Origin of the sequence: Paenibacillus terreus (assembly GCF_042138595.1) — a bacterium.
Lineage (GTDB): Bacteria > Bacillota > Bacilli > Paenibacillales > Paenibacillaceae > Paenibacillus > Paenibacillus terreus.
Genome location: NZ_JBHIRX010000002.1, coordinates 1 through 20,833 on the forward strand (window position 1 = coordinate 1; position 20,833 = coordinate 20,833).

Genomic DNA, 20,833 nt, shown 5'->3' on the forward strand with positions numbered 1-20,833 from the left:
TAAAAATAACACCCCCTAGAATTTCATCGGCTAAACCCGGGGGTTTTTCCAATGTCTATTCTAAGGGGTGCACTTCAAGTAATTCTTGTGGTTTTGTTATTGGAGGAAATTTTGAAAATTCTCCTTTTGTGTAAACCCGTTATATGAACGAATGGTCAATGAAAACTATGAAAAAGAGTAAAACTGCTTTGGCAGATTGGCGAAGATGTATTCGGAGAAATAAGTCCAGACTCCTGTGCGAACCCCAAGCTCACATAAATTCCCTGGGAGACTCGCACTTCCTTGTGTGACAAAGGATTTTAACTATTTACCGAGGATTAATTACAAGAATATAATAAAGAAACGAAGGGGTTCGCACTTTTGCAAGGAAAATCCCTTGTCCTTCAAGGTCTTAATTGGTCGCTGTCGCTCCTTATGCAGGAGCGTGGATTGAAATACCACAGCACTGTTATATTGGCTATATATTTCCTCGTCGCTCCTTATGCAAGAGCGAGGAAGGAAAGGGGCGATTTGCTGGTGGCTATGCCGTAAATAGTCGCGCCGGAAATAAGACTGATCTAAGCTGCCCGCATTAGAAACTGCTTTTCGGGGGCGGTAAAAATCATCACAAAAAAACACCTTCAGGGTTATATCCATATCTTATGATATGGTTATAATCTTTGAAGGTGTTTTTATATTGTTACACTATGAGGTCAGTCTCCTAAGTCATATGATAATGGCTTAGGGGACTGACCTTTCTTAATTTTCAGGAAATCGATAGCAATGAAGAACAATTAATGAATCCCCATTTCTTTCAACAACTTTTCCTTACAGCTTAACCCAAGCGACCAGCCCGTCCGGTTGATCCGGGTTGATGCCGTGGCGTTCGGCGTTCGCGAGGGCGGCGATTTGCGGGATGAAAATGAACGGGATGCCGCGGACCGCAGGGTCCAGTGGACTGTCCGTCGTGATCGCTAGATCGACGATGTCCTGCGGAGCCGCTTCTGTCCGATCGGCGAACGCGATGACTGTAGCTCCCCGGTCCTTGATATCGCGCATCAGGTTGCGCTGGTGGTCGATGCCGCTGTCCGACAAGGCTGCGATCACGAGCGTATCCGGTCCTACAGTCACCATCGGGCCGTGACGCACGTCGAGCAGATGGTAGGCGTGGGCCTGTGTCTTGGCGATTTCGGTCAAGGCGATGGCGCCCTCGGCGGCCAGTCCCTGCAGTTCGCCGTCCGCCAGCACGACGGCGTTCGTCCAGGCAAAGTCGGAGGCACGGCGGATATCGTTCTCCACGCGCGTCATGTAGGCTTCGCCCTGGTGAATAGCCGTCTGCATATCAGCAATCAGGTTCTCGTCGCCGGCAAGGAAAGCGGCAAGCAGAAGATTGGCCGCATACAGATTCGTAACCGTACGGGTCTGGCAGACGCTGTCGTCGAAGGCCCATGGGAGCTCCAGAGCAAAATCGGCTCTTGCGGACAGCGGGGAATTCTCTACACAGGAAATGGACAATACGGGAATACGCTCTTCCGATTGGATCAGGCGCAGCGCTTCAACCACTTCGCTGGTGCTGCCGGACCGTGACGGCGCGATAGCCAGGGTGCCCGCCAGCATAGGGCGGTAGCGGTCGGCATGGAGCATCAGATCGCCGGCGGCCAGGGAAAGCGCAGGCAGGCCAGCCCGCAAGCGGAAGGAGAAAGCAGCCGCTTCACTCAAGCAATAGCTGGACCCGGAACCGACAAAGGTCACGGAGGTGACCGCCTGTTCACGGACAAAGGAAGTAAATTCAGCGCGCTTTGCCACCATATATTCGAAGGTCTGCTGCAAGGCCTTGTATTGGCCTTTGATTTCACGATACGTCAAACTCATAAGAGGTACCTCCCGGAAATAGATTAATATGACGCTTTGTGTCAATTTTATAATTATTTCAATCAAAAATGCAATAGTAATGATTTATTTAATCAATATTATGAGTATACAACCACAAAAATAGCAATAATTTTTTACAAAATGATTGATTTAATCAAAACAAACGATTATTATGGTCACAAGCACAAGATTTATCCAATCATCCGTTTATCAAAAGCAATTGTTTCAAACATTCGCAAAGTGGAATGGATCCAAAAAGTAACGTGAACGTTGGTGACGGCAGATCAGAATGGATAAGCTAACGGACCAGAGCGACCTTATTTGCCTGGAAAGACACCGTTTTCATTTCTAACGGACAGGAGAGCCGCTATTTGCTCAAAAATAGCCGGATACGTGCACATTAATGCCCAATAAGGTCTGTGGTGTCCGTTACAGCTTCGAAAACTGTTGATTTCGCAGAATAACGGCACTGCGGTCCGTTAGGTTGGCTTTACGGTACGATCAACAGCTGTGGTCCGTCAGGATTGGCTGTGCGGCACGATCATCAGCAGTGATCCGCTAGGATTGGCTTTGCGATACGATCGCAATTGCAGCTACCGTCGCAGTAACAGCTCCTGCTGTGGTCACGGCCCGCACTTCTAAACGTTATTACCGGATCATTCTACTAATGAAAGGGAGGTGTGAAGTTCATTCAAATCGCCGCAATATTAGCCTGATGAAGGGGCTCCCAATGTCCCCTTTTATACCTGGCATGCGGTCATACCTTTCAAGGGGGAAAAAGATATGCCACTTATCTCATCTACTGAAATGCTGCAAACAGCCCGCAGGGAGAAATACGCTATCCCAGCCTTTAACGTGCACACCCTGGAAATGCTGCAGGCTGTCGTTGAAGCGGCGGTTGAATCGGATTCCCCACTCATTATTCAATCGACAGTGGGTACCGTCAAACATTTGGGTCCGGATTATATCGCCCATGCGGCCAAAACCGCGGCGGACCGGACGGATCTTCCTATAGCGCTTCATCTGGACCACTGCACTGATTTTCCTACCATTATCCAATGTATACGTGCCGGTTACACCTCGGTCATGATCGATGCCTCCATGTTTCCTTTCGAGGAAAATATAGCTCAAACCTGCAAGGTGATGGAAATCGCGCGGGCTTCCGGCGTGAATGTGGAGGCGGAACTGGGCAAGGTTGGTGGCGTCGAGGATGACATCGTCGTGGATGAGCGGGATGCTTCGCTGGCTGATCCTGATGAATGCGCTGTATTTATTGAACGTACCGGCGTATCTACACTTGCGCCCGCCATCGGAACCGCCCACGGCATTTACAAGGGCACACCGAACATTGATTTCGAGCGGATTGCGCGCATCGCGGATCGTGTGGAGGTTCCTTTGGTGCTGCACGGCGGATCAGGCATTCCGGCTGAGCAAATTCACCAGGCGGTCGCGCTTGGGATGGCCAAGGTGAACATCGCCACCGAGCTGCGCATCGCGTTCTCCAACGCGATCAAAGGGGTATTTGCAGAGCATCCTGAAGAAAACGATCCGCGCAAATACATGGTTCCGGCGAAGGAAGCGGTCAAACAGTTGGCTATGGAGAAAATGCGGCTTTGCGGATCTGTCGGCAAAGCGGGCGTGGTCAGATGATTACCACCGTTACACTCAATGCCGCCATCGACCGGACGTATTATGTCGACAAGTTCAGCGTGGGTCAGGTGCACCGGGTGGCCCGTCAGATTGACGAGCCGGGAGGCAAAGGCAACAATGTCGCCAAGGTGATCCGGCAGCTGGGCGGTGAGGTCACGGCCACCGGCATCATTGGCGGCAGCAATGGCACATTTATTGAGAGCAGCCTGACGGAACGGGGCATACAGACTGCTTTTGTCCGTGGACCTGGGGAATCGCGGGTCTGCCTCAACATCCTGGATGAGTCCGGCGGAACCTCCACCGAGCTGCTCGGGCAGGGAATGTCCATTATGGAAACTGAAGCTGAAGCGATCAAGGAAACATTGCGCGGTCTGGCCCTGCAGTCCAGTGTGGTCGTACTGTCCGGAAGCTTTCCGGCGGGTGCGCCGGAAGGCTTGTACGCGGAGCTGATCGGCATCGTCCGTTCCGCGGGCGCGCAGGCCTTTCTGGATACGAGCGGAGCGGCCTTCAGTGCTGCACTGGGCGCATCTCCTCACTTCGTGAAGCCGAACGAAGAAGAACTGGCCGGATGGCTCGGACGCGAGCCGCAGCAGCTTAGCGAATGGACACGGGCGGCGCAGATGCTGGCGGACCAGGGGATCACCGAGGTATGTGTAACGCTTGGCAGCCGGGGAGCTGTGGCGTTCCTTGATGGCGCAGGTTATCTGGTGACGCCGCCGGCCATTCAGCCTGTGAATACCGTGGGCTGCGGCGACGCCTTTGTGGCAGGTATGGCGTATGCACAGGAACGCGGCCATTCGGCCGCAGACAGGCTGCGTACCGCCGCTGCAGCGGCTGCGGCGAATGCGATGTCCGCGAAAGCGGGCGATATCGACTACCGTCTTTTCCGGGAATACGGGCAGCAGGTGCAGGTTACAGCTCTGTGAAGAGTCCGGCAAAAGCGTGCGGCGCACGTTTTTCCAACAGGATGCTGGTTTACTTTGACTTATTGCAATCCATCCTTTCATACTCCACAATAGAGCTAACACGGGTTGTAAAAGCCCAGATATATCAAAGGAGAGACATATGCAATATTCAAAGGGTGAACTTCGCAGAGCGAAAACACTGGAATTGATAAAATCGCGCGGAAAAATATCGCTGCAGGAGATTATTGAGGTCATCGGCTGCTCCGAAGCGACGGCAAGACGTGATCTGGATGTACTGGAGAAAGCGGGCGGGATCATCCGCACGACCGGTGGAGCCATTTACGAAGGGGCGCTGATGTCCGCGTCAGCAGAGCTGCCATTTGCCGCCAAACATGATTTCCAACGGCAGGATAAAGAGCAGATTGCTGAAGCTGCGGCCGCTATCGTAAAGGAAGGGGACATCATCTGTCTCACCGGGGGAACAACTACGTTTTTTATTGCAAAAGCACTGAAAAAACGCCGGAAGATTACAATCGTCACCAACGCGGTGAATATTGCTTTTGAATTGGCCGACGCGGAAGACATCCAGGTTGTGGTGATTGGCGGCGTGATGCGGGCCAAAAGCTACGAGCTGAGCGGTCCGCTGGCGGAGAACGTGATCGATAAAATCAACATTACCAAAATGTTCCTCGGAGTAGACGGAGTATCTCTGAATCACGGATTTACGATGCATTCCGAGCTTGAAGCCCGTATTGCCCAATTAATGATGGAACGCTCCAGCGAAGTGTATGCTGTATTCGATCAAAGCAAGCTGGAGAAGAGCGCTTTGTTTACCATTACCCCTCTGGATCAGGTGACGGGGGTAATTACGAATCAACAGCCGGAGGGATGGTTTGAGCAAGCATGCCGGGAACAGCAGATTGCCGTATATACACCCATAGGCCACACTGCTTCTTTCTAACGGCACTGATCCTCAAGCAGCCTCCCCTTCATATGCTGGCTAATTTGCAGGATTAGGGGGATATGCGAATGCGGTTTTCCAAGATTTTACTGATTATCACGGTAGTTTGCGTTGTATTCGCTGCAGCGGGCTGTGGGGGCCCTTCCGGCAGCGGTACAACGGCAGACTCGCAAGGCAAGGTGAAACTGGTCTTTTGGAGTCATCAAGAAGACGCAATTGTAAACGCATACAAGAAGTTGATCTCCAAATATCAGGATTCACACCCTGATGTAACCATTGAGTATCAGACCTTTCCGTATGACGTGTACAACCAGAAGCTGAAAGCTTCATTCTCCGCGAAGCAACCGCCCGATGTCGCTGAATTTTTCGGCACCTGGGTTCCGGAATATACCAAAAACAACGCGCTCGTTGAAATCCCTGACAGCGAAAATGTAAAAAAGGCGTACTATGACGCGCCGCTTGGCGGCTATATGCGGGATAACAAGCTGTACGGGCTGCCGATGGAATACAACATTGAAAACGGCGGGATGCTGATCCATCCGCAAATGCTGAGAGACAAGGGCCTCGATCAGCCGCCGTCCACCTGGACCGAGCTTGTGGATTATGCCAAAAAGCTGACCGTCCGCGAAGGAAATGTCATTAAAGTCAAAGGCTTCGATTTTGTATCGTCAGACAATATCACTTTTACGTTTTTATCGCTGATTCTGCAGCAAGGAGCAAGCTTCTGGGGGGATGACGGACATGTTAATTTCAGCACCCCGGAGGCGCAGAAGGCGATGTCGGCCCTGGTCTCGCTCGTGGCTGACGACAAAGTCACGGATTTGACCGCATTTGGCGGGGAGCTTGACACCTCCGATTATTTCTACCGTGGAAACTCGGCCATGACCTATCGCGGCCCTTGGACAATTTCTGCGGGAATTAACAACTATAAGGTTAGCGATTTTGAGTATGTGCCAGTGCCGTCCTTTACGGATAGCGAGCCCGTCTTTGCCGCCGAATCCGGCTGGGGCCTGGCGGTGGCGAAGCAAAGCAAGCAGCAGGAGGCTGCGCTTGATTTTATCCGTTTCGTCTCGGAGAAGGACAACCTTGAGGCATGGAATACAGACACCTTTACCGTTCCGGCCAAAAAAGAAATCGCCGAAGACCCTGCATTTCAAAGCAGCAATCCTTACATGAAAACCTCCCTGAAAATATTGCCGCTAGGCCAATGGATCGGCCCTGTGGCGGACCGTGACTACTTCTTCAAACAGGTCAACGATAATTTTCAGTTGATGGCCAGCGGACAGCTGGGTGTGGAGGACGGATTGGCAAACATCGAAAAGGCTATCAACAGTAGCCAGGATCAACATAAGTGATGGGGGTGCTCGGGCATGAGTGTTGCTGTACCAACCAACAAGGCAGAGGAGCTTAGAGCAGCGGGGAAGGCGGCAGGGTACAGGGCCAAGCGGCGGTTCATCATCATATCGCTGGTGCCGATACTGCTCCTGTTCGGGGTGTTCGCTTTCCTCCCCATCGCGTGGAGTTTGGGCTTGTCCGTGTTTAAGTATGACCCGCTCGGCTCGAATGCAGTGTTCGTGGGAGCGCAGAACTATATCCGCATGCTTCAGGATGCGGTTTTTCTCAAGTCGCTATGGGTCACATTCAAATTCGTAATCATCACCGTAGCGGTTAATATCGTCATTACACTGTTGATCGCTTCGGCCATCCATCGGGTTAGAATCCCGTGGCTGAAAAATTTGTTCCGGACCCTGTTCTTTCTCCCGACAATCGCGCCGCTGGCGGGAACGGCCATCGTGTGGAGCACGATGTTCAACTACAACAACGGTTTGTTCAACATACTGCTGGCCAAGCTGCATATGGCCCCGATCCAGTGGCTGAGCGATCCGCAGTATGCGCTTTATTCCGTCATTGTGATGACCCTGTGGGCCGACATTGGCTATAATATCGTTCTTTTTATCGCCGGACTTGATTCCATTCCCGACATGTACTATGAAGCGGCGATTCTGGAGGGCGCGAGCCCGTGGCATATCTTTTTCCACATCACATTGCCGCTGCTGCGCAGAACGCTGCTGTTCGTCTCCGTGACTACGGTCGTTTCCTATTTCCAGGCCTTCCCTCAATTCCAGATCATGACGAAGGGCGAGCCCTTCAACGAGACGCGAGTGCTGGCGCTGCACATTTATGACCAGGCCTTCTCCAACTCGAACATGGGATATGCCTCGGCTATGGCGACCGTGTTCCTCGTGATCATTCTGCTCGTGACTTTGCTGCAGCTGAGATGGGGACGTACGCAATGGGAACATTGAGAGGGGAGTAGAAGCTTATGCCGCATAAACACAGTGTTTGGGACGGGGTAGTTATCGCTGTGCTGGCGGTGGCAGCTTGTATCATGCTGCTGCCATACGCCTGGATGGTGTTGTCTTCACTGAAGAGCAATATGGAAATCGTGTCCGGCTCCGGCGGGCTGTTTCCCAGCCAGCCCAGCCTGGAGGGGTACCAGACGGTTTTTCGCGATGCGCCATTTGTCACGTGGCTGTTCAACAGCCTGGTGACCTCCGTAATTATCACGGCAATCACCTTATTTACCAGTTCGCTGGCAGGATATATTTTTGCCAAATACCAATTTAAGGGTAAGAGACTGTTGTTCGTTCTGATCCTGGCAACCATGATGATTCCGTTTCAGGTCATTATGATTCCGACCTATCTGATCACAGCCGAGCTCGGATTGGTTAACAGTCTGATGGCGATTATTTTGCCTAATCTGGTCAGCTCCTACGGTGTGTTCCTGGCCAAGCAATTCATCGAGGAGATTCCGCAGGATTTGCTTGAAGCCGCAAGAATGGACGGCGCGGGGGAGTTCAGGCTCATGATCCGTATCATTTCACCGCTCATTATGCCGATGCTGTCGGCCCTGGGCATATTCACGTTCATGAACTCCTGGAACAACTACCTGTGGCCGCTGATCGTACTGAATGATGAGAGCAAAATGACCGTTCCGCTCGCGCTCGTTTATTTTAACGGAACTCATCAGATCAATTACAATGTCGTCATGTCCGCAGCAGTTTTGATTACAATACCGGTTATTATTGTGTTCCTGATCTTCCAGAAGCAATTCATTAAAGGCCTGACCATGACAGGCATGAAATAAGGGACGAGGAGAAGAGAGCTATGACTAAAATTTCAATTATAGGTGCAGGCAGTGCATTTACCCGTGAAATCGCCATGGATATTCTTTTGATCAATGGATTGGAGGGCGGTACCATTGCCCTCGTCGATATCGATGAGCGGCGGCTTGAGCTGGCGCGCAGACTGGTGCTCAAGATCGTGGAGATGACAGGGAAAAAGTGGGAAGTCATCGCCTCCACGGACCGCAGGGAAGTTATCGGCGGTTCCCGGTTCGTGATCAACCAGATTGAGGTTGGCGGGCTGGAGACCGTACGATACGAATATGAAATTCCGCTGAAATACGGAGTCAAGCAATGCATCGGCGATACGCTGGGACCGGGAGGCTTGTTCAAGACGCTGCGTACCCTTCCAAGCTGGATCGAGATCGTCCGGGATATTGAAGAGCTGTGTCCGGACAGCATGATTCTGAACTATACGAACCCCATGTCTGCAGTAACGCTGCTGACTTCCCGCATCACGGATATTCCGGTAGTGGGCCTCTGCCACTCCATTCAGAACACATCCGCACAATTGGCTGAATATGCGGGCATCCCTTATGAAGAGATGCACTGGAGAGCAGGCGGGATCAACCACATGTCCTGGTTTGTGGAGCTGACCCATGCCGGGCAGGATCTGTATCCTGTTCTGCTGGAAAAAATAAAGAACCCCGAGCTGCTGCGCCAGGACCCGGTCCGCTTTGACGCCATGAAGTATCTGGGAGCTTTCGTCTCGGAATCCAGCGGCCATTTCTCGGAGTACATCCCGTATTACCGTAAACGCCAATCGCTCATCGATTTGCACTGCAGCACAGGTTATAACGGGGCCACGGGTTTCTATGCCGACAATTGGCCGATTTGGCGCAAGGAGAACGACGAGCAGATCGTCCAGCAGCTCGAAGGCACGCTGCCGCTTGAAATGCAATCCAGCAATGAATATGCGGCTGTGATTATTGAAGCTGTATTGAAGAACGAGCCGAAGATTATTTACGGCAACGTTCCCAACCGGGGACTGATCGAAAATCTGCAGTCGGATGGCGTAGTTGAGGTAGCCTGCCTCGTTGACCGGAAGGGCGTTCAGCCTACCCGTTTCGGGAAGCTGCCGGAGCACCTGGCTGCATTGTGCCGTTCGAACATGGCCTTTTTTGACCTGGCAGTAGAGGCTGTACTGAATAAAGACAAGGAAATGGCACGCCATGCGCTGATGGTGGACCCGCTGACTGCAGCCGTATGCTCCCTGGATGAAATCGGCAGCATGTTCGAAGAACTGTATGAGGCGGAACAAGGTATTGTTCCGGTACTGAAGTGATGCGGTCCCAAGGGGACCGGGAGACAAGGCCTGTTATTGTCGTCGCCGGCGAGCTGAATGTGGACATTATTGTGTCCGGGAATGATGTGATTCCGGAATGGAACCGGGAGAAGATGGTCGACGGCTTCGAGGTTGTGCTCGGTTCCTCCTCCGCAATTACAGCCTGCGCGCTGGCCAGCCTTGGGGCGGATGTGCGGTTCGTCAGCGTGGTGGGGGACGATGATTTCGGCACCTTTTGTACGAGCGAGCTGCAGCGCATGGGCGTCAACACAGAGCACGTCACCCGGCTGCCGGGCGTCAAGACGGGCGTAACCCTGTCCTTCTCCACGCCCGCCGACCGCGGGTTGTTAACCTACGCCGGCAGCATCCCGCTGCTGACCCCGGATTATATCCCGGAAACGCTGCTGCGGCAGGCCGAACATCTGCATTTCGGTTCCTATTATTTGCAGGACGGTATGAGACCCCACTGGAAGGAGCTTTTTAAAAGGCTGCGTGCGGACGGGATCAGCACGTCCTTTGATACAGGCTGGGATGTAGCCAATCAGTGGGATCGCGAGGGAATCAGCGCACTGCTGGCCGAAACGGATCTGTTCATTCCGAGTGAGGATGAACTGCTGCATATTTTTCCGGCCGACCAGGTCGCCAGTGTGCTTGAATCCATGCTTCCTCCCGTGGCGGGCGTGGCTGCGGTCAAACAAGGCTCCAGGGGCGCTTCGCTGCGCGAGCCTGACGGCAGCGTAATATCCGCCGTGCCTTATACGGTGACTCCGGTGGATACGACTGGGGCAGGCGATTGCTTCAACGCGGGAATCATTTACGGTTACCTGATCGGCCGCCGTGGAGAGGATCTGCTGCGTTTCGCAAATGCGTGCGGGGCACTGTCGACGCTTGGCATTGGAGGAACAGGCAGCCTGCCGACGGTGGAGTCCGTCCTCCGTTTGCAAGCTGGACATACTCAGTGAATGCGGGTTATCATTTATGAATACATATTAAACAATGGGAGTTGAGGAATCATGATGAAATTCGGGAAAATTTTGCTGGCAGGTTTAAGCATGGTTTTTGGGATTGGTCTTGTGTCTGTAAATGAGCAGCCTCCTGCCGCCTCCGCGGCCGGTGCCGAATACTATGTGGCGACGAGCGGCAGCGACTCCAATGCGGGAACGAGCGATGCGCCGTGGAAGACGCTGCAGCATGCGGCCGATGCAGCTCCCGCGGGCAGCACGGTTTATGTGCGGGGTGGTGTATACAATGAGAAGGTGAAGATCACCCGCTCCGGCTCTGCCTCCGAGGGACCTATTGTGTTCACCAACTATGATAATGAGGCGCCAATCATTGACGGCAAAGGACTTGCGGTTAGCGGGTCCGAAGGTTTGGTTGAACTGGCTGATGTCAGTTATGTTACTGTGCAGGGATTTGAAATCCGCAATTTTACCACGACTTCCAAAAACGCAGTACCTGTAGGTATTTATGTTCATGGTGCGGGCGGCTTCATTAATCTGTCCGATAACAAAATCCATGACATCAAAAACACAGCAACTCCGAGCGGCAGCGATCGGCTGGGCCGGGACGCCCATGGCATCGCCGTATACGGAACGAAAGCCCCCGATTCCATTCATGACCTCACGATTGACGGCAATGAGCTGTCCAATCTCGTACTGGGTTCCAGCGAATCGCTCGTTTTGAACGGCAATGTAGACGGCTTCAAGGTGACCGGCAACCTCATTCACGATAACGACAACATCGGGATCGATCTGATCGGCTTTGAGGGAACCGCTCCGAATACCGCTTATGATCAGGTGCGGAACGGCTTGGTGAAGGGCAACCGGGTGTACAACAATTCTGTTAAAAATAACCCGTCTTACGGGAAAGACGACAACTCGGCCGGCGGCATTTATGTGGATGGAGGCAAGGACAGCGTTATCGAACAGAACTACAGCTACAACAACGACATCGGCATCGAGATTGCCTCCGAGCATGCGGGCAAATCCACCAGCAATATTACGGTGCGCAGCAACGTGATCTATAACAACCGTCTGACCGGTATCGCCATGGGAGGTTATGACACCGATCGCGGCTCGACGGTAAACTGCAAGATCGTGAACAATACGGTGTACAAGAATGATACGTTGAACGGTTATAACGGCCAGCTTCTCGTGCAGTACGATACGCAAAATAACGTGATCAAGAACAATATTTTCGTAGCCAACTCCACGGATGTGCTGTTCTACAATGAATACACCAAAAACTCCGGCAACGTTGTGGATTACAATTTATATTTTGCTCCTGGCGGCAGCTCGGATGCGACCTGGACCTGGAAAAATAAAGAGTATACTGGATTCAGCTCGTATCAAAAGGGAACAGGCAACGATGCGCATTCTCTGTTTGCCGATCCTAAATTCGTGAATGCGGCGGGCGGCGACTTCCATCTGCAGTCTTCGTCTCCGGCGATTGATGCCGGGCAAACGGATACCGCCATTATCGGAACAGAGGATATTGACGGTCAGCCCCGCGTGAAGGGAAACGCCGTGAATATCGGTGCGGATGAGTAAGCCTTATATTTAATGAAAAAGTGCGAACCGACACTCTGTCGAATCGCACTTTTTTGTGTTTTTAGTCAACAGGCAAAACACGATATAATAGAAATTGGAAGTAACGAGAACTGGCTTGACAGCACTTTGGGAGGGATAAATCATGAAAAAAGTGATGAACAAGACGGAAGATATGGTGCTTGAAATGGCCAAAGGGATGGTGCTGGCCCACCCGGAGCTGGAGCTGATCCCGAAGTATAAAATTATCAAGAAAAAGGAGATCAATCCAGGCAAAGTTGCTTTAATCAGCGGCGGAGGCAGCGGTCATGAGCCGGCTCATGCGGGGTACATAGGAAAAGGCATGCTGGATGCGGCGGTCTGTGGAGATATTTTTGCTTCCCCTTCCCAGATTCAGGTGTATCAGTCGATCAAGGCGACGGCGGGGGAACAAGGGGCGCTGCTCATTATTAAAAACTACAGCGGCGATATGATGAATTTCAAAAATGCAGCTTACCTTGCAGAGGAAGATGGAATAAAGGTGGATTACGTGCGGGTCGACGACGATATCGCCGTGGAGGACAGCCTCTATACGGTCGGGCGGCGGGGAGTAGCGGGAACCGTGCTTGTCCACAAAATTGCCGGCGCAGCAGCCGAGCAAGGAAGGGATTTGGCAGGGGTTAAAGCGGCGGCGGAAAAGGCTGCGGCAAACGTCCGCAGCATCGGTTTTGCGCTCACTTCCTGTACGGTTCCAGCGAAGGGCAGCCCTACTTTTGAGTTAGGTGAGGATGAGCTGGAGTACGGTGTCGGCATTCATGGGGAGCCGGGGATTAAGCGTGTCAAAATGGCGGACGCGGACAGCCTGGCCAAGCGGATGGTGGAGGATCTTCTGCAGGATATGAAGATCGGAGGCGTTGCTGCAGGCGAAATAGCACTTTTGATCAACGGGTTTGGCGGAACGCCTCTCCAGGAGCTGTATCTGTTTAATCACGCTGTTGTACGGGAACTGGCGGCAAAAAATATTAAGATCAATCGGGAATTCGTCGGCAATTACATGACAAGCATTGATATGGCAGGCCTCTCGGTTACAATCATGAAGCTGGATGAGGAATTGAAGTCCCTGTTATCTCAAGAGTGCGACACACCGGCCTTTAAAGTATCCGGCCCTGTAGAGCATGTTGATTACAAGGAAGCTGCCGAGGAAAAACCGGCGAATGAGACTGTGTCCTTCAAAGTGGAGACAAGTGAAGAATATGCCAAGATCGAAGGCTCCACCTTAACTCTAAATAACCTGATCTATCTTGTGGATAAAATGAGCGAGATCATCATTGAACACGAGGTGCCGTTTTGCGAATTGGACTCCCATGCAGGTGACGGTGATTTCGGGATGAGCGTGGCTAAGGGTTTCCGGGAGCTTAAGCGGGAATGGAAGTCCATTCTGGCCCAGGAAAATCTTACGATCGGAAGCTTCCTGGATGCTTGCTCGCTTATTATCATGGAATCCTGCGGCGGAGCTTCCGGTCCAATCTGGGGATCTGCCTTCCGTTCGGCAGGGAAAGCGGTTGAAGGGGCATTGGAAGTGAATGTATCTCAATTTGCGGAGATGCTGCAGGCTGCAGTGCGCGGCATTCAGGCGACGGGAGAACGTTCCTTTGGACGCGGGGCCGTTGTAGGCGACAAAACGCTGATGGATGCCCTTATTCCTTGTGCAGATGCCTGGATGTTATGCGCAGAAAATGGTGAGAACATGAAAACAGCTTTCGCCAAAGGAGCTGAAGCTGCCGTTCAGGGGGCAGAGTCGACGAAAGCCATTGTCGCCCGCATGGGCCGCGCAGGTACGGTCGGCGAACGCAGTATCGGTTATCCCGATGCCGGGGCTTATGCGCTCGGTGTGATTTTCACGGGACTTGCAAACAGCTTGCGGTACTAGCTGCTAAATTATTGTAAAAAGGACCTTGCCGATTTGGAAGGTCCTTGATGATTTATCTGTGCCGTTTTTGCGTGATAAAAATCAGAAAAAAGACTTTTATACGATTCTTAATGCTATAATGATGGATGTACAACACACCTTGAGTGGGCGCACCCTCCGAAAGGAGGTGGTGCGAATGCACATTTCGTTTGGTGAAGTTTTAACCTTCGGGATCTTCCTGCTAGCGTTACTAACTTACATCGATAATCGAAAGTGACCCAACTCTAGGTTGCCACCAGTGAGGGTCACTTTCAAGAACGCTTGATCTTGGAGGGATTCCCACTCAAGATGTTGTGCTGGGGACGGTTGGTGGACCGTCCTTATTCCTATTCTTACTGTATCATACCCGTTTTCATACCTCAACCTTGAATCACTATACGATTAACATTTCTGATACTTGCTGTAGCTGCCTCATTTGCCTCTTCATCCTTGAGGGGCTGAATATCACCTTTCCCGGCAGGAATCGTGGGAGAGAAGTGTAATGATTATTTTCACAAAAGTTGCGTAAAACCCTTCCAAATTAATTCAAAGCCTTGCATAAAAATTCGAGTAACAGTAGGAAAATGGTGCCTTGGATTTATGTAATAAAAAACATTGTCGGCCGATAATTGAATGGTAAACAAAATGCCAACTACTTCAAAGTCACAAGAATCATACCATTTTAAAAGAAAAGGAGAAATGTATGAAACAGAGAGGCACGAAGTATTTCCTGAACGGTATTCTGATCATGTCACTGGTGCTGGGCTTTTTTCCATGGCTAGCGGCCCCACAAGTGCATGCTGAAGAGGCGGCGGCAGCCGGGGAGGATGTTCTGTTATCCCAGAACCGGCCGGCGTATGCTTCCTCCACGTTGGGCAACAGCACGCCAGACCTCGTAGTGGACGGAAATTCGGGGACACGCTGGGAAAGCGTGTGGCAGAAGGACCCGCAGTGGGTTTATGTGGATCTTGGCGCGGAGGCCAAGCTGTCCAGGGTGGAAATCGAATGGGAGAATGCCTATTCGAAAGAATTTGAGATTCAGGTCTCCGATGACGGAGAGAATTGGACCTCCGTATTTACCGAAAGGGATGGCCAAGGCGGCTTATTCTCGAAACCGGTTTCCGGAGAAGGACGCTATGTCAGAGTTTTCAGCACCAAGAGAGCACAAGAGGCATACGGGCTTTCGATCTGGGAATTCAGAGTATATGGAACGGGTGGCATCAAACCAAAGCCGGAAGCACCAAATCTGGCGCTGAACAAGCCGGTTACGGTATCTTCGCTTGAGAAAGAAGAAGAGGGCAAGGAAAATCTGCCAGAGAAGGATTATCTGGCGGCTAACGCAACAGATGGTGATGCGGGTACGCGCTGGTCCTCCGCACACAAAAACAATGAATGGATCTATGTCGATTTGGGGGAAACAAGCGAAATCGGCAGCATCGTTTTGAACTGGGAAGCAGCTTACGGCAAAGCCTATGATATCCAGATCTCGGACGATGCCCGCAGCTGGACGACTATATACCGGGAGCTGTGGGGCTCAGGCGGCAAAGAGAGCGTACCAGTGTATGCCAAAGGGCGCTATGTAAAAATGCTGGGGATCGCTCGCGGGAGCGAGCATGGATACTCACTGTTCGAATTCGAGGTTCACGCGTACCGTGAGGGCGATGAGAAGCCGGTCTATACCATTCCGGACATTCCGTCCCCGGAATCTGTAGCTGTCGGAGCGGGCAGCTATGAAATCAATGATATTACACAGCTTGAACCGAAAAATCCGAAATACCGGACAGAGGATATCAAATCGCCCATTCCATCCAATGACTGGTGGCAGTCGCTGCTGATCTCCAAGCTGGGAGACAGTAACGGGCTGATTACCCTGCCGTTCAAGAACAAATATACGAAGCTGGGGCTGGCCCTTTTGAATCCGGGCGAGGGTTATGCATCGGCCAGCGGCGGTTCGATTGATGCCGACGGAGAACCCGATTTGTATATGCTGCCGAACACGATCAACCCGTCAGAGATGGAGACTAAAGTTTCCGGATACGGGGACTACTCGGCAAACGTGATTCTAAGCGATGATGACACCGCCAAAATGAGTACCACCTTCGTCAAAGGTTCACCGTACATTTACAACACATTTGAAAATCCGGACGCCATTATTTTGCAGTCACCGGTCATTACCGGACTGTATGACGATAACGGCAAGCCCGTGCTGGAGAACGACGGCGATACACTGACCGCGGATCATATCGGCATCAAGGTAACCAATAAGGACCGGGCACCGGTACCGCAAACCTTTGACCGTTATTATGGTGTTTTTGCGCCGCCGGGTACGGTTTTCACAAGATTGGGCAGCAACATCAAAATGAAATTGGGATCAGGCGGAGATTACTTATCCATCGCTACAATGCCGTCCGCTGAAGAGCTTCCTTATTTTTATCAGCATGCCTATGCGTTTGTGAAAGATACACAGGTGGGCTACAGTTTCGATCAGGAGTCATCCACGGTCAGCACACAATTCAATTCAATTACGGAGCAGAAGCGAACAGGCTTCTCCTCAGATACGCTGATGGCTCTGCTGCCGCATCAATGGAAAATCACTTCCTCGTCCCTGACGGAGCTGACGTATCCGTCCATTCGGGGAACGCTTAAGGTGCATGAAGGCAATGCGTTCACGACAAGCGACCGCTTTTACGGAATTGTGCCGCAGTTCGTGGAGCCGGATGATCCGACGTATTCCAGGGCGGAGCTGAGCTCTTATCTGGATTTGCTGGATGCAGACCTTGCTGGGAACAACAAGATTGAAGATCCGTATTGGCAGGGGAAAAAACTTCATCCGCTTGCGCTTGCAGTCATCATAAGCGATCAGATCGGGGACGAAGAAAGAAAAGAACGCTATCTCGGAATTTTGCGGGATATTTTGACCGACTGGTACACGTATTCAGAGGATGAACCGCAGCATTCCTATTATTTTCACTATTCGCCGCAATGGGGAGCCATATTCCCTTATCACAGCGGTTTTGGTGTAAACACGGGACTGACGGATCATCATTTTACTTACGGATATTATGTCTTTGCTTCGGCCGTTCTGGCTTCCTATGACCAAAGCTTCCTGAACGATTACGGGGACATGGTGGAGGTGCTCATCCGGGACTATGCCAATCCGTCCAAAACGGATGACCAGTTCCCTTGGATGCGCAATTTTGATCCGTATGAAGGCCATTCCTGGGCTGGCGGTTATGCCGACAATCCGAGCGGCAACAACCAGGAAGCAGCGGGGGAAGCGCTGTTTGGTTGGGTCGGTCAATACATGTGGGGCATGGTAACCGGCAACAATGCATACCGCGATGCGGGAATTTGGGGTTTTACGACAGAAGAAAAAGCGATTGAGCAGTACTGGTTCAACTATGATCACGACAACTGGACTGATGGTTATAAGCATGCTGTAGCAGGTCAGGTTTACGGCAGTGCTTATCTGTTCGGAACCTTCTTCTCGGGTGATCCGCAGCACATCTACGGCATCCACTGGCTGCCGCCTGCGGAATGGATGACGTATTACGGACGTGATCCGGAAAAGGCGAAAGCCTTGTATGAGGGGATGGTTCAGGATAACAACGGGCCGGAAAACACCTGGCAGCATCTGATTTGGCCGTTTGAATCGATCAGTGACGCGCAGTCCGTTCTTGCCAAGTGGGATACGACCAATATGCAGCAAAACGAGGTCTTTAACGCATACTGGTTTGTGCACAGCATGGCGACGCTCGGCACACGCACGATGGATATTTGGGCCAATGACCCGGGGGTCACGGTATATCATTCGGTATATGAAAATGAAGAAGGATATACCGCTCAAATCTGGAATCCTTCGGACAGCGAAAAAACAGTTGTGTTCTATAATGCGGAAGGGGAAACAGGCTCTGCGACGGTCTATCCGGGGGCACTAGTCACTGTAGACCCAACCGAAGTGACAACGGTTGAACCGGGTACAGACTCTGGAATCGTCTATCTGGACCGCTCGGATTGGGCAGTGACAACTTCTTCCGGCTCCTCTCCAGAGGCTACGAAGCTGATGTTTGATAACGACCTCAACACCCGCTGGACGTCGGAACAGGCGCAGAACGGTACGGAGTGGATTGAGCTTGACCTGGGCGAGCCGCAATCCTTCGACACCCTGTTCATGAACGCTGGCACAAGCGGCGGCGATTATGCCCGTGCTTACGAAATTTATGTTTCCGACAACGGACAGGATTGGGGAGAGCCCATTGCAAGCGGAACAGGCAAATCAGCGAGCATTGCTATAACGTTTCCGCTGCAAAACGCCAGATACGTTAAAATCGCCCAAACCGGAACAGCCGACAGCTGGTGGTCCATTTCCGAGCTGAAAGCGGCCAAAATGGGTAAAAACGGCGGTAATACCGGCGGAGACATCACCGGCCCGTCTGTAGGTGAACTGACTGACCGCTCGCTCTGGACGGTTACAGCTTCTACCTACGGCAATCAGGATATTCCTGAGCATATGCTGGATGGTGATTTGTCCACCCGCTGGACCTCCGGACAGGATCAAACCAACGGGCAGTGGATTCAGCTGGATCTTGGGAAAACAGAAACCTTTGATACGATAAGCCTGAATACAGGCCATTATCCACAGGATTATCCCGACAGCTACAAAGTATATGTCTCAGACGACGGTAAGATATGGAATGCACCTGTGGCCAGCGGTCAGGGAGCTCGGGGTGATCTTACGATCTCATTTCCTGTTCAACATGCCCGTTATCTGAAGATCGTGCAGACAGGCCAGTATGCCAGCTGGTGGTCTATCGCAGAGCTTGGTGTGTTCAATTATGGAACGGGAAAACAAACAGAACTGTCACGAAGCGACTGGAGCATGACTGCTTCCTCCACAGCCGCTGACAGCAGTGAAGCAGGGATGCTGGACGGAAATGCTTCAACCCGCTGGTCCACAGGCAAGCCGCAAGAGGAGGGGCAGTGGATTGAGATTGATCTGGGCAAGGTTCAATCCTTTAACCAGATAGTAATGGACAGCACTGGCAGCCCTGAGGACTATGCTCGTGGATACCAGTTGCTGGTTTCCAAAGATGGTGAGACATGGGGAAGTCCAGTCGTTGAAGGGAACGGTGCGGCATCCAAAATGACGTTAACCTTCCCGGCGCAGACAGCCCGTTATATCAAGGTTATTCAGACTGGTAAGGACTCACGCTGGTGGTCGATCAGCGAATTCCGCGTCATGGCTCATGATGCGGGAGATCAGGACAAGTCCCCTGACGGCGTGATGGATCGTGAGCAATGGACAGTGACGGCTTCGGTGTATGGCACCGGGGCCGATGCGGCCAATATGCTGGACAGTGATCTGAGCACCCGCTGGACTTCCGGCGAGGATCAGACCAAAGGGCAATGGATCCAGCTTGACCTGGGGGCTATCAGCAGTTTCAGACAGATCAGCATGGATTCAGGCAGCAGCAGGGATGATTATGCGCGGGAATACCAGATTTTCGTTTCCAACGATTCCTCCGACTGGGAGCTCGTTGCTGAGGGAAAAGGCAGCTCACGGTATGTAACCCCGAAATTCGAGGCGCAAAGGGCACGGTATATTAAAATCGTGCAGACCGGGGCGGTGGATAAATGGTGGTCGATTGCCGAATTAAATGTATATAACTGAACTTGATTTAATAGAGGAATAGGAGAACCCCACCAGGCGATATAGAATATTCGCTTGGCGGGGTTCATTTATTTTGCCGCTTTCTAATAGGTTGATCAGAGTATCCGGTTATTAATCTATTTCTTATGTAAGATGGCGTATACCCTTCCAAAGCATCTCTGCGAACATACTATGGGAGAAGAAAGGGGATGATAAGTAAAATGATCACTAAAACGTTATGTGATCGGTTGGCCAAGATTGTCGGAGGAACTGGTTCGATAACGAACGGGGCATGTGTTGTTCAGCGACTACGGAATAACCTCAAATTGAAAATTTTAGGACGCCGCAGTAAATCACCTTTGACCATTCCATTCCTTCTCTCATTTGAGTCCAAAGACAGCAAAGGGAATACTTTAAATCTGGGAGAAACGGTAATCTTGGAGCGTGAAATCAATCCGTTTGTATCGGAACTTCGCAAGCATGGGATCATCGTTACGGCGATCCACAACCACTGGTTATTCCAAAATGTCTGCTTTAAATATATTCACTGGGAAAAAGTCGGGGATCCTGTCGCGTTTGCCCGCAACAGCACATCAGCTGCCAAAAAAGTAGGTATTCTTTAGTTTAATAGGAATCACAGAGGAGGAGGGGCATTTGCTGCTCCTCTTTTTCGTAGAGAGGAGAAATAAATATATGAACAGGGATGAAGGTATTTTAGCAGTAAGCGGGTAAATGCATAATGGAATGGACAATCGTATGTATTAACATAACTTACTGAGGATGTAAAATTGAGTTGGCTTCTGTCTAAAATCATTTTTGGAAGTAAGATCTGGCAGAAGCCAATGCGATTTGCAAAAAAATATACATATTCTC

13 protein-coding genes are annotated in these 20,833 nt (G+C 51.5%); 12 read left to right on the forward strand and 1 reads right to left on the reverse strand.

Going from position 1 to position 20,833, the window contains the following annotated elements:
- Positions 1–807: 807 nt before the first annotated feature.
- Positions 808–1,917, reverse strand: coding sequence for an SIS domain-containing protein (locus ACE5KN_RS04280; protein ID WP_375523441.1), 1,110 nt, complete (start codon positions 1,915–1,917; stop codon positions 808–810).
- Positions 1,918–2,634: 717 nt separating this feature from the next.
- Here ACE5KN_RS04280 and fba point away from each other — a divergent pair.
- The 12 genes from fba to ACE5KN_RS04340 all read left to right on the forward strand — a co-directional run bounded on the left by fba (position 2,635) and on the right by ACE5KN_RS04340 (position 20,583).
- Positions 2,635–3,501, forward strand: coding sequence for a class II fructose-1,6-bisphosphate aldolase (gene fba, locus ACE5KN_RS04285; RefSeq protein WP_375523440.1), 867 nt, complete (start codon positions 2,635–2,637; stop codon positions 3,499–3,501).
- The gene (locus tag ACE5KN_RS04290; protein WP_375523439.1) at positions 3,498–4,427 is read left to right on the forward strand and encodes a 1-phosphofructokinase family hexose kinase; all 930 of its coding nucleotides are present in this window, start codon (positions 3,498–3,500) and stop codon (positions 4,425–4,427) included. The genes fba and ACE5KN_RS04290 overlap by 4 nt, the downstream gene beginning before the upstream one ends.
- A 139-nt stretch (positions 4,428–4,566) precedes the next feature.
- Positions 4,567–5,367, forward strand: a complete 801-nt coding sequence (locus ACE5KN_RS04295) for a DeoR/GlpR family DNA-binding transcription regulator (protein ID WP_375523438.1) — start codon at positions 4,567–4,569, stop codon at positions 5,365–5,367.
- 68 nt (positions 5,368–5,435) lie between these two features.
- Complete coding sequence (locus ACE5KN_RS04300) at positions 5,436–6,722, forward strand: ABC transporter substrate-binding protein (protein ID WP_375523437.1); 1,287 nt, start codon at positions 5,436–5,438, stop codon at positions 6,720–6,722.
- Positions 6,723–6,737: 15 nt separating this feature from the next.
- Positions 6,738–7,673 (forward strand): carbohydrate ABC transporter permease, encoded by a 936-nt coding sequence (locus ACE5KN_RS04305; protein ID WP_375523436.1) that lies wholly within the window; start codon positions 6,738–6,740, stop codon positions 7,671–7,673.
- A 17-nt stretch (positions 7,674–7,690) separates the two neighbouring features.
- Positions 7,691–8,515 carry a carbohydrate ABC transporter permease gene (locus tag ACE5KN_RS04310; protein WP_375523435.1) on the forward strand — a complete coding sequence of 275 codons (825 nt, stop codon included), beginning with the start codon at positions 7,691–7,693 and terminating at the stop codon, positions 8,513–8,515.
- A 20-nt stretch (positions 8,516–8,535) separates the two neighbouring features.
- Positions 8,536–9,837: an alpha-galactosidase gene (gene melA / locus ACE5KN_RS04315; RefSeq protein ID WP_375523434.1), complete on the forward strand. Its 1,302-nt coding sequence runs from the start codon at positions 8,536–8,538 to the stop codon at positions 9,835–9,837.
- A complete protein-coding gene (locus tag ACE5KN_RS04320; RefSeq protein ID WP_375523458.1) occupies positions 9,837–10,799 on the forward strand; it encodes a carbohydrate kinase family protein in 963 nt (320 codons plus the stop codon). Before melA ends, ACE5KN_RS04320 begins: the two co-directional genes overlap by 1 nt.
- Positions 10,800–10,850: 51 nt before the next feature.
- Positions 10,851–12,386: a right-handed parallel beta-helix repeat-containing protein gene (locus ACE5KN_RS04325; RefSeq protein WP_375523433.1), complete on the forward strand. Its 1,536-nt coding sequence runs from the start codon at positions 10,851–10,853 to the stop codon at positions 12,384–12,386.
- A gap of 142 nt (positions 12,387–12,528) precedes the next feature.
- Complete coding sequence (gene dhaK, locus ACE5KN_RS04330; RefSeq protein ID WP_375523432.1) at positions 12,529–14,292, forward strand: dihydroxyacetone kinase subunit DhaK; 1,764 nt, start codon at positions 12,529–12,531, stop codon at positions 14,290–14,292.
- Positions 14,293–15,013: 721 nt separating this feature from the next.
- A complete protein-coding gene (locus ACE5KN_RS04335) occupies positions 15,014–19,981 on the forward strand; it encodes a discoidin domain-containing protein (RefSeq protein ID WP_375523431.1) in 4,968 nt (1,655 codons plus the stop codon).
- A 200-nt stretch (positions 19,982–20,181) separates the two neighbouring features.
- A complete protein-coding gene (locus ACE5KN_RS04340; protein ID WP_375523430.1) occupies positions 20,182–20,583 on the forward strand; it encodes a DUF1259 domain-containing protein in 402 nt (133 codons plus the stop codon).
- Positions 20,584–20,833 lie beyond the last annotated feature (250 nt).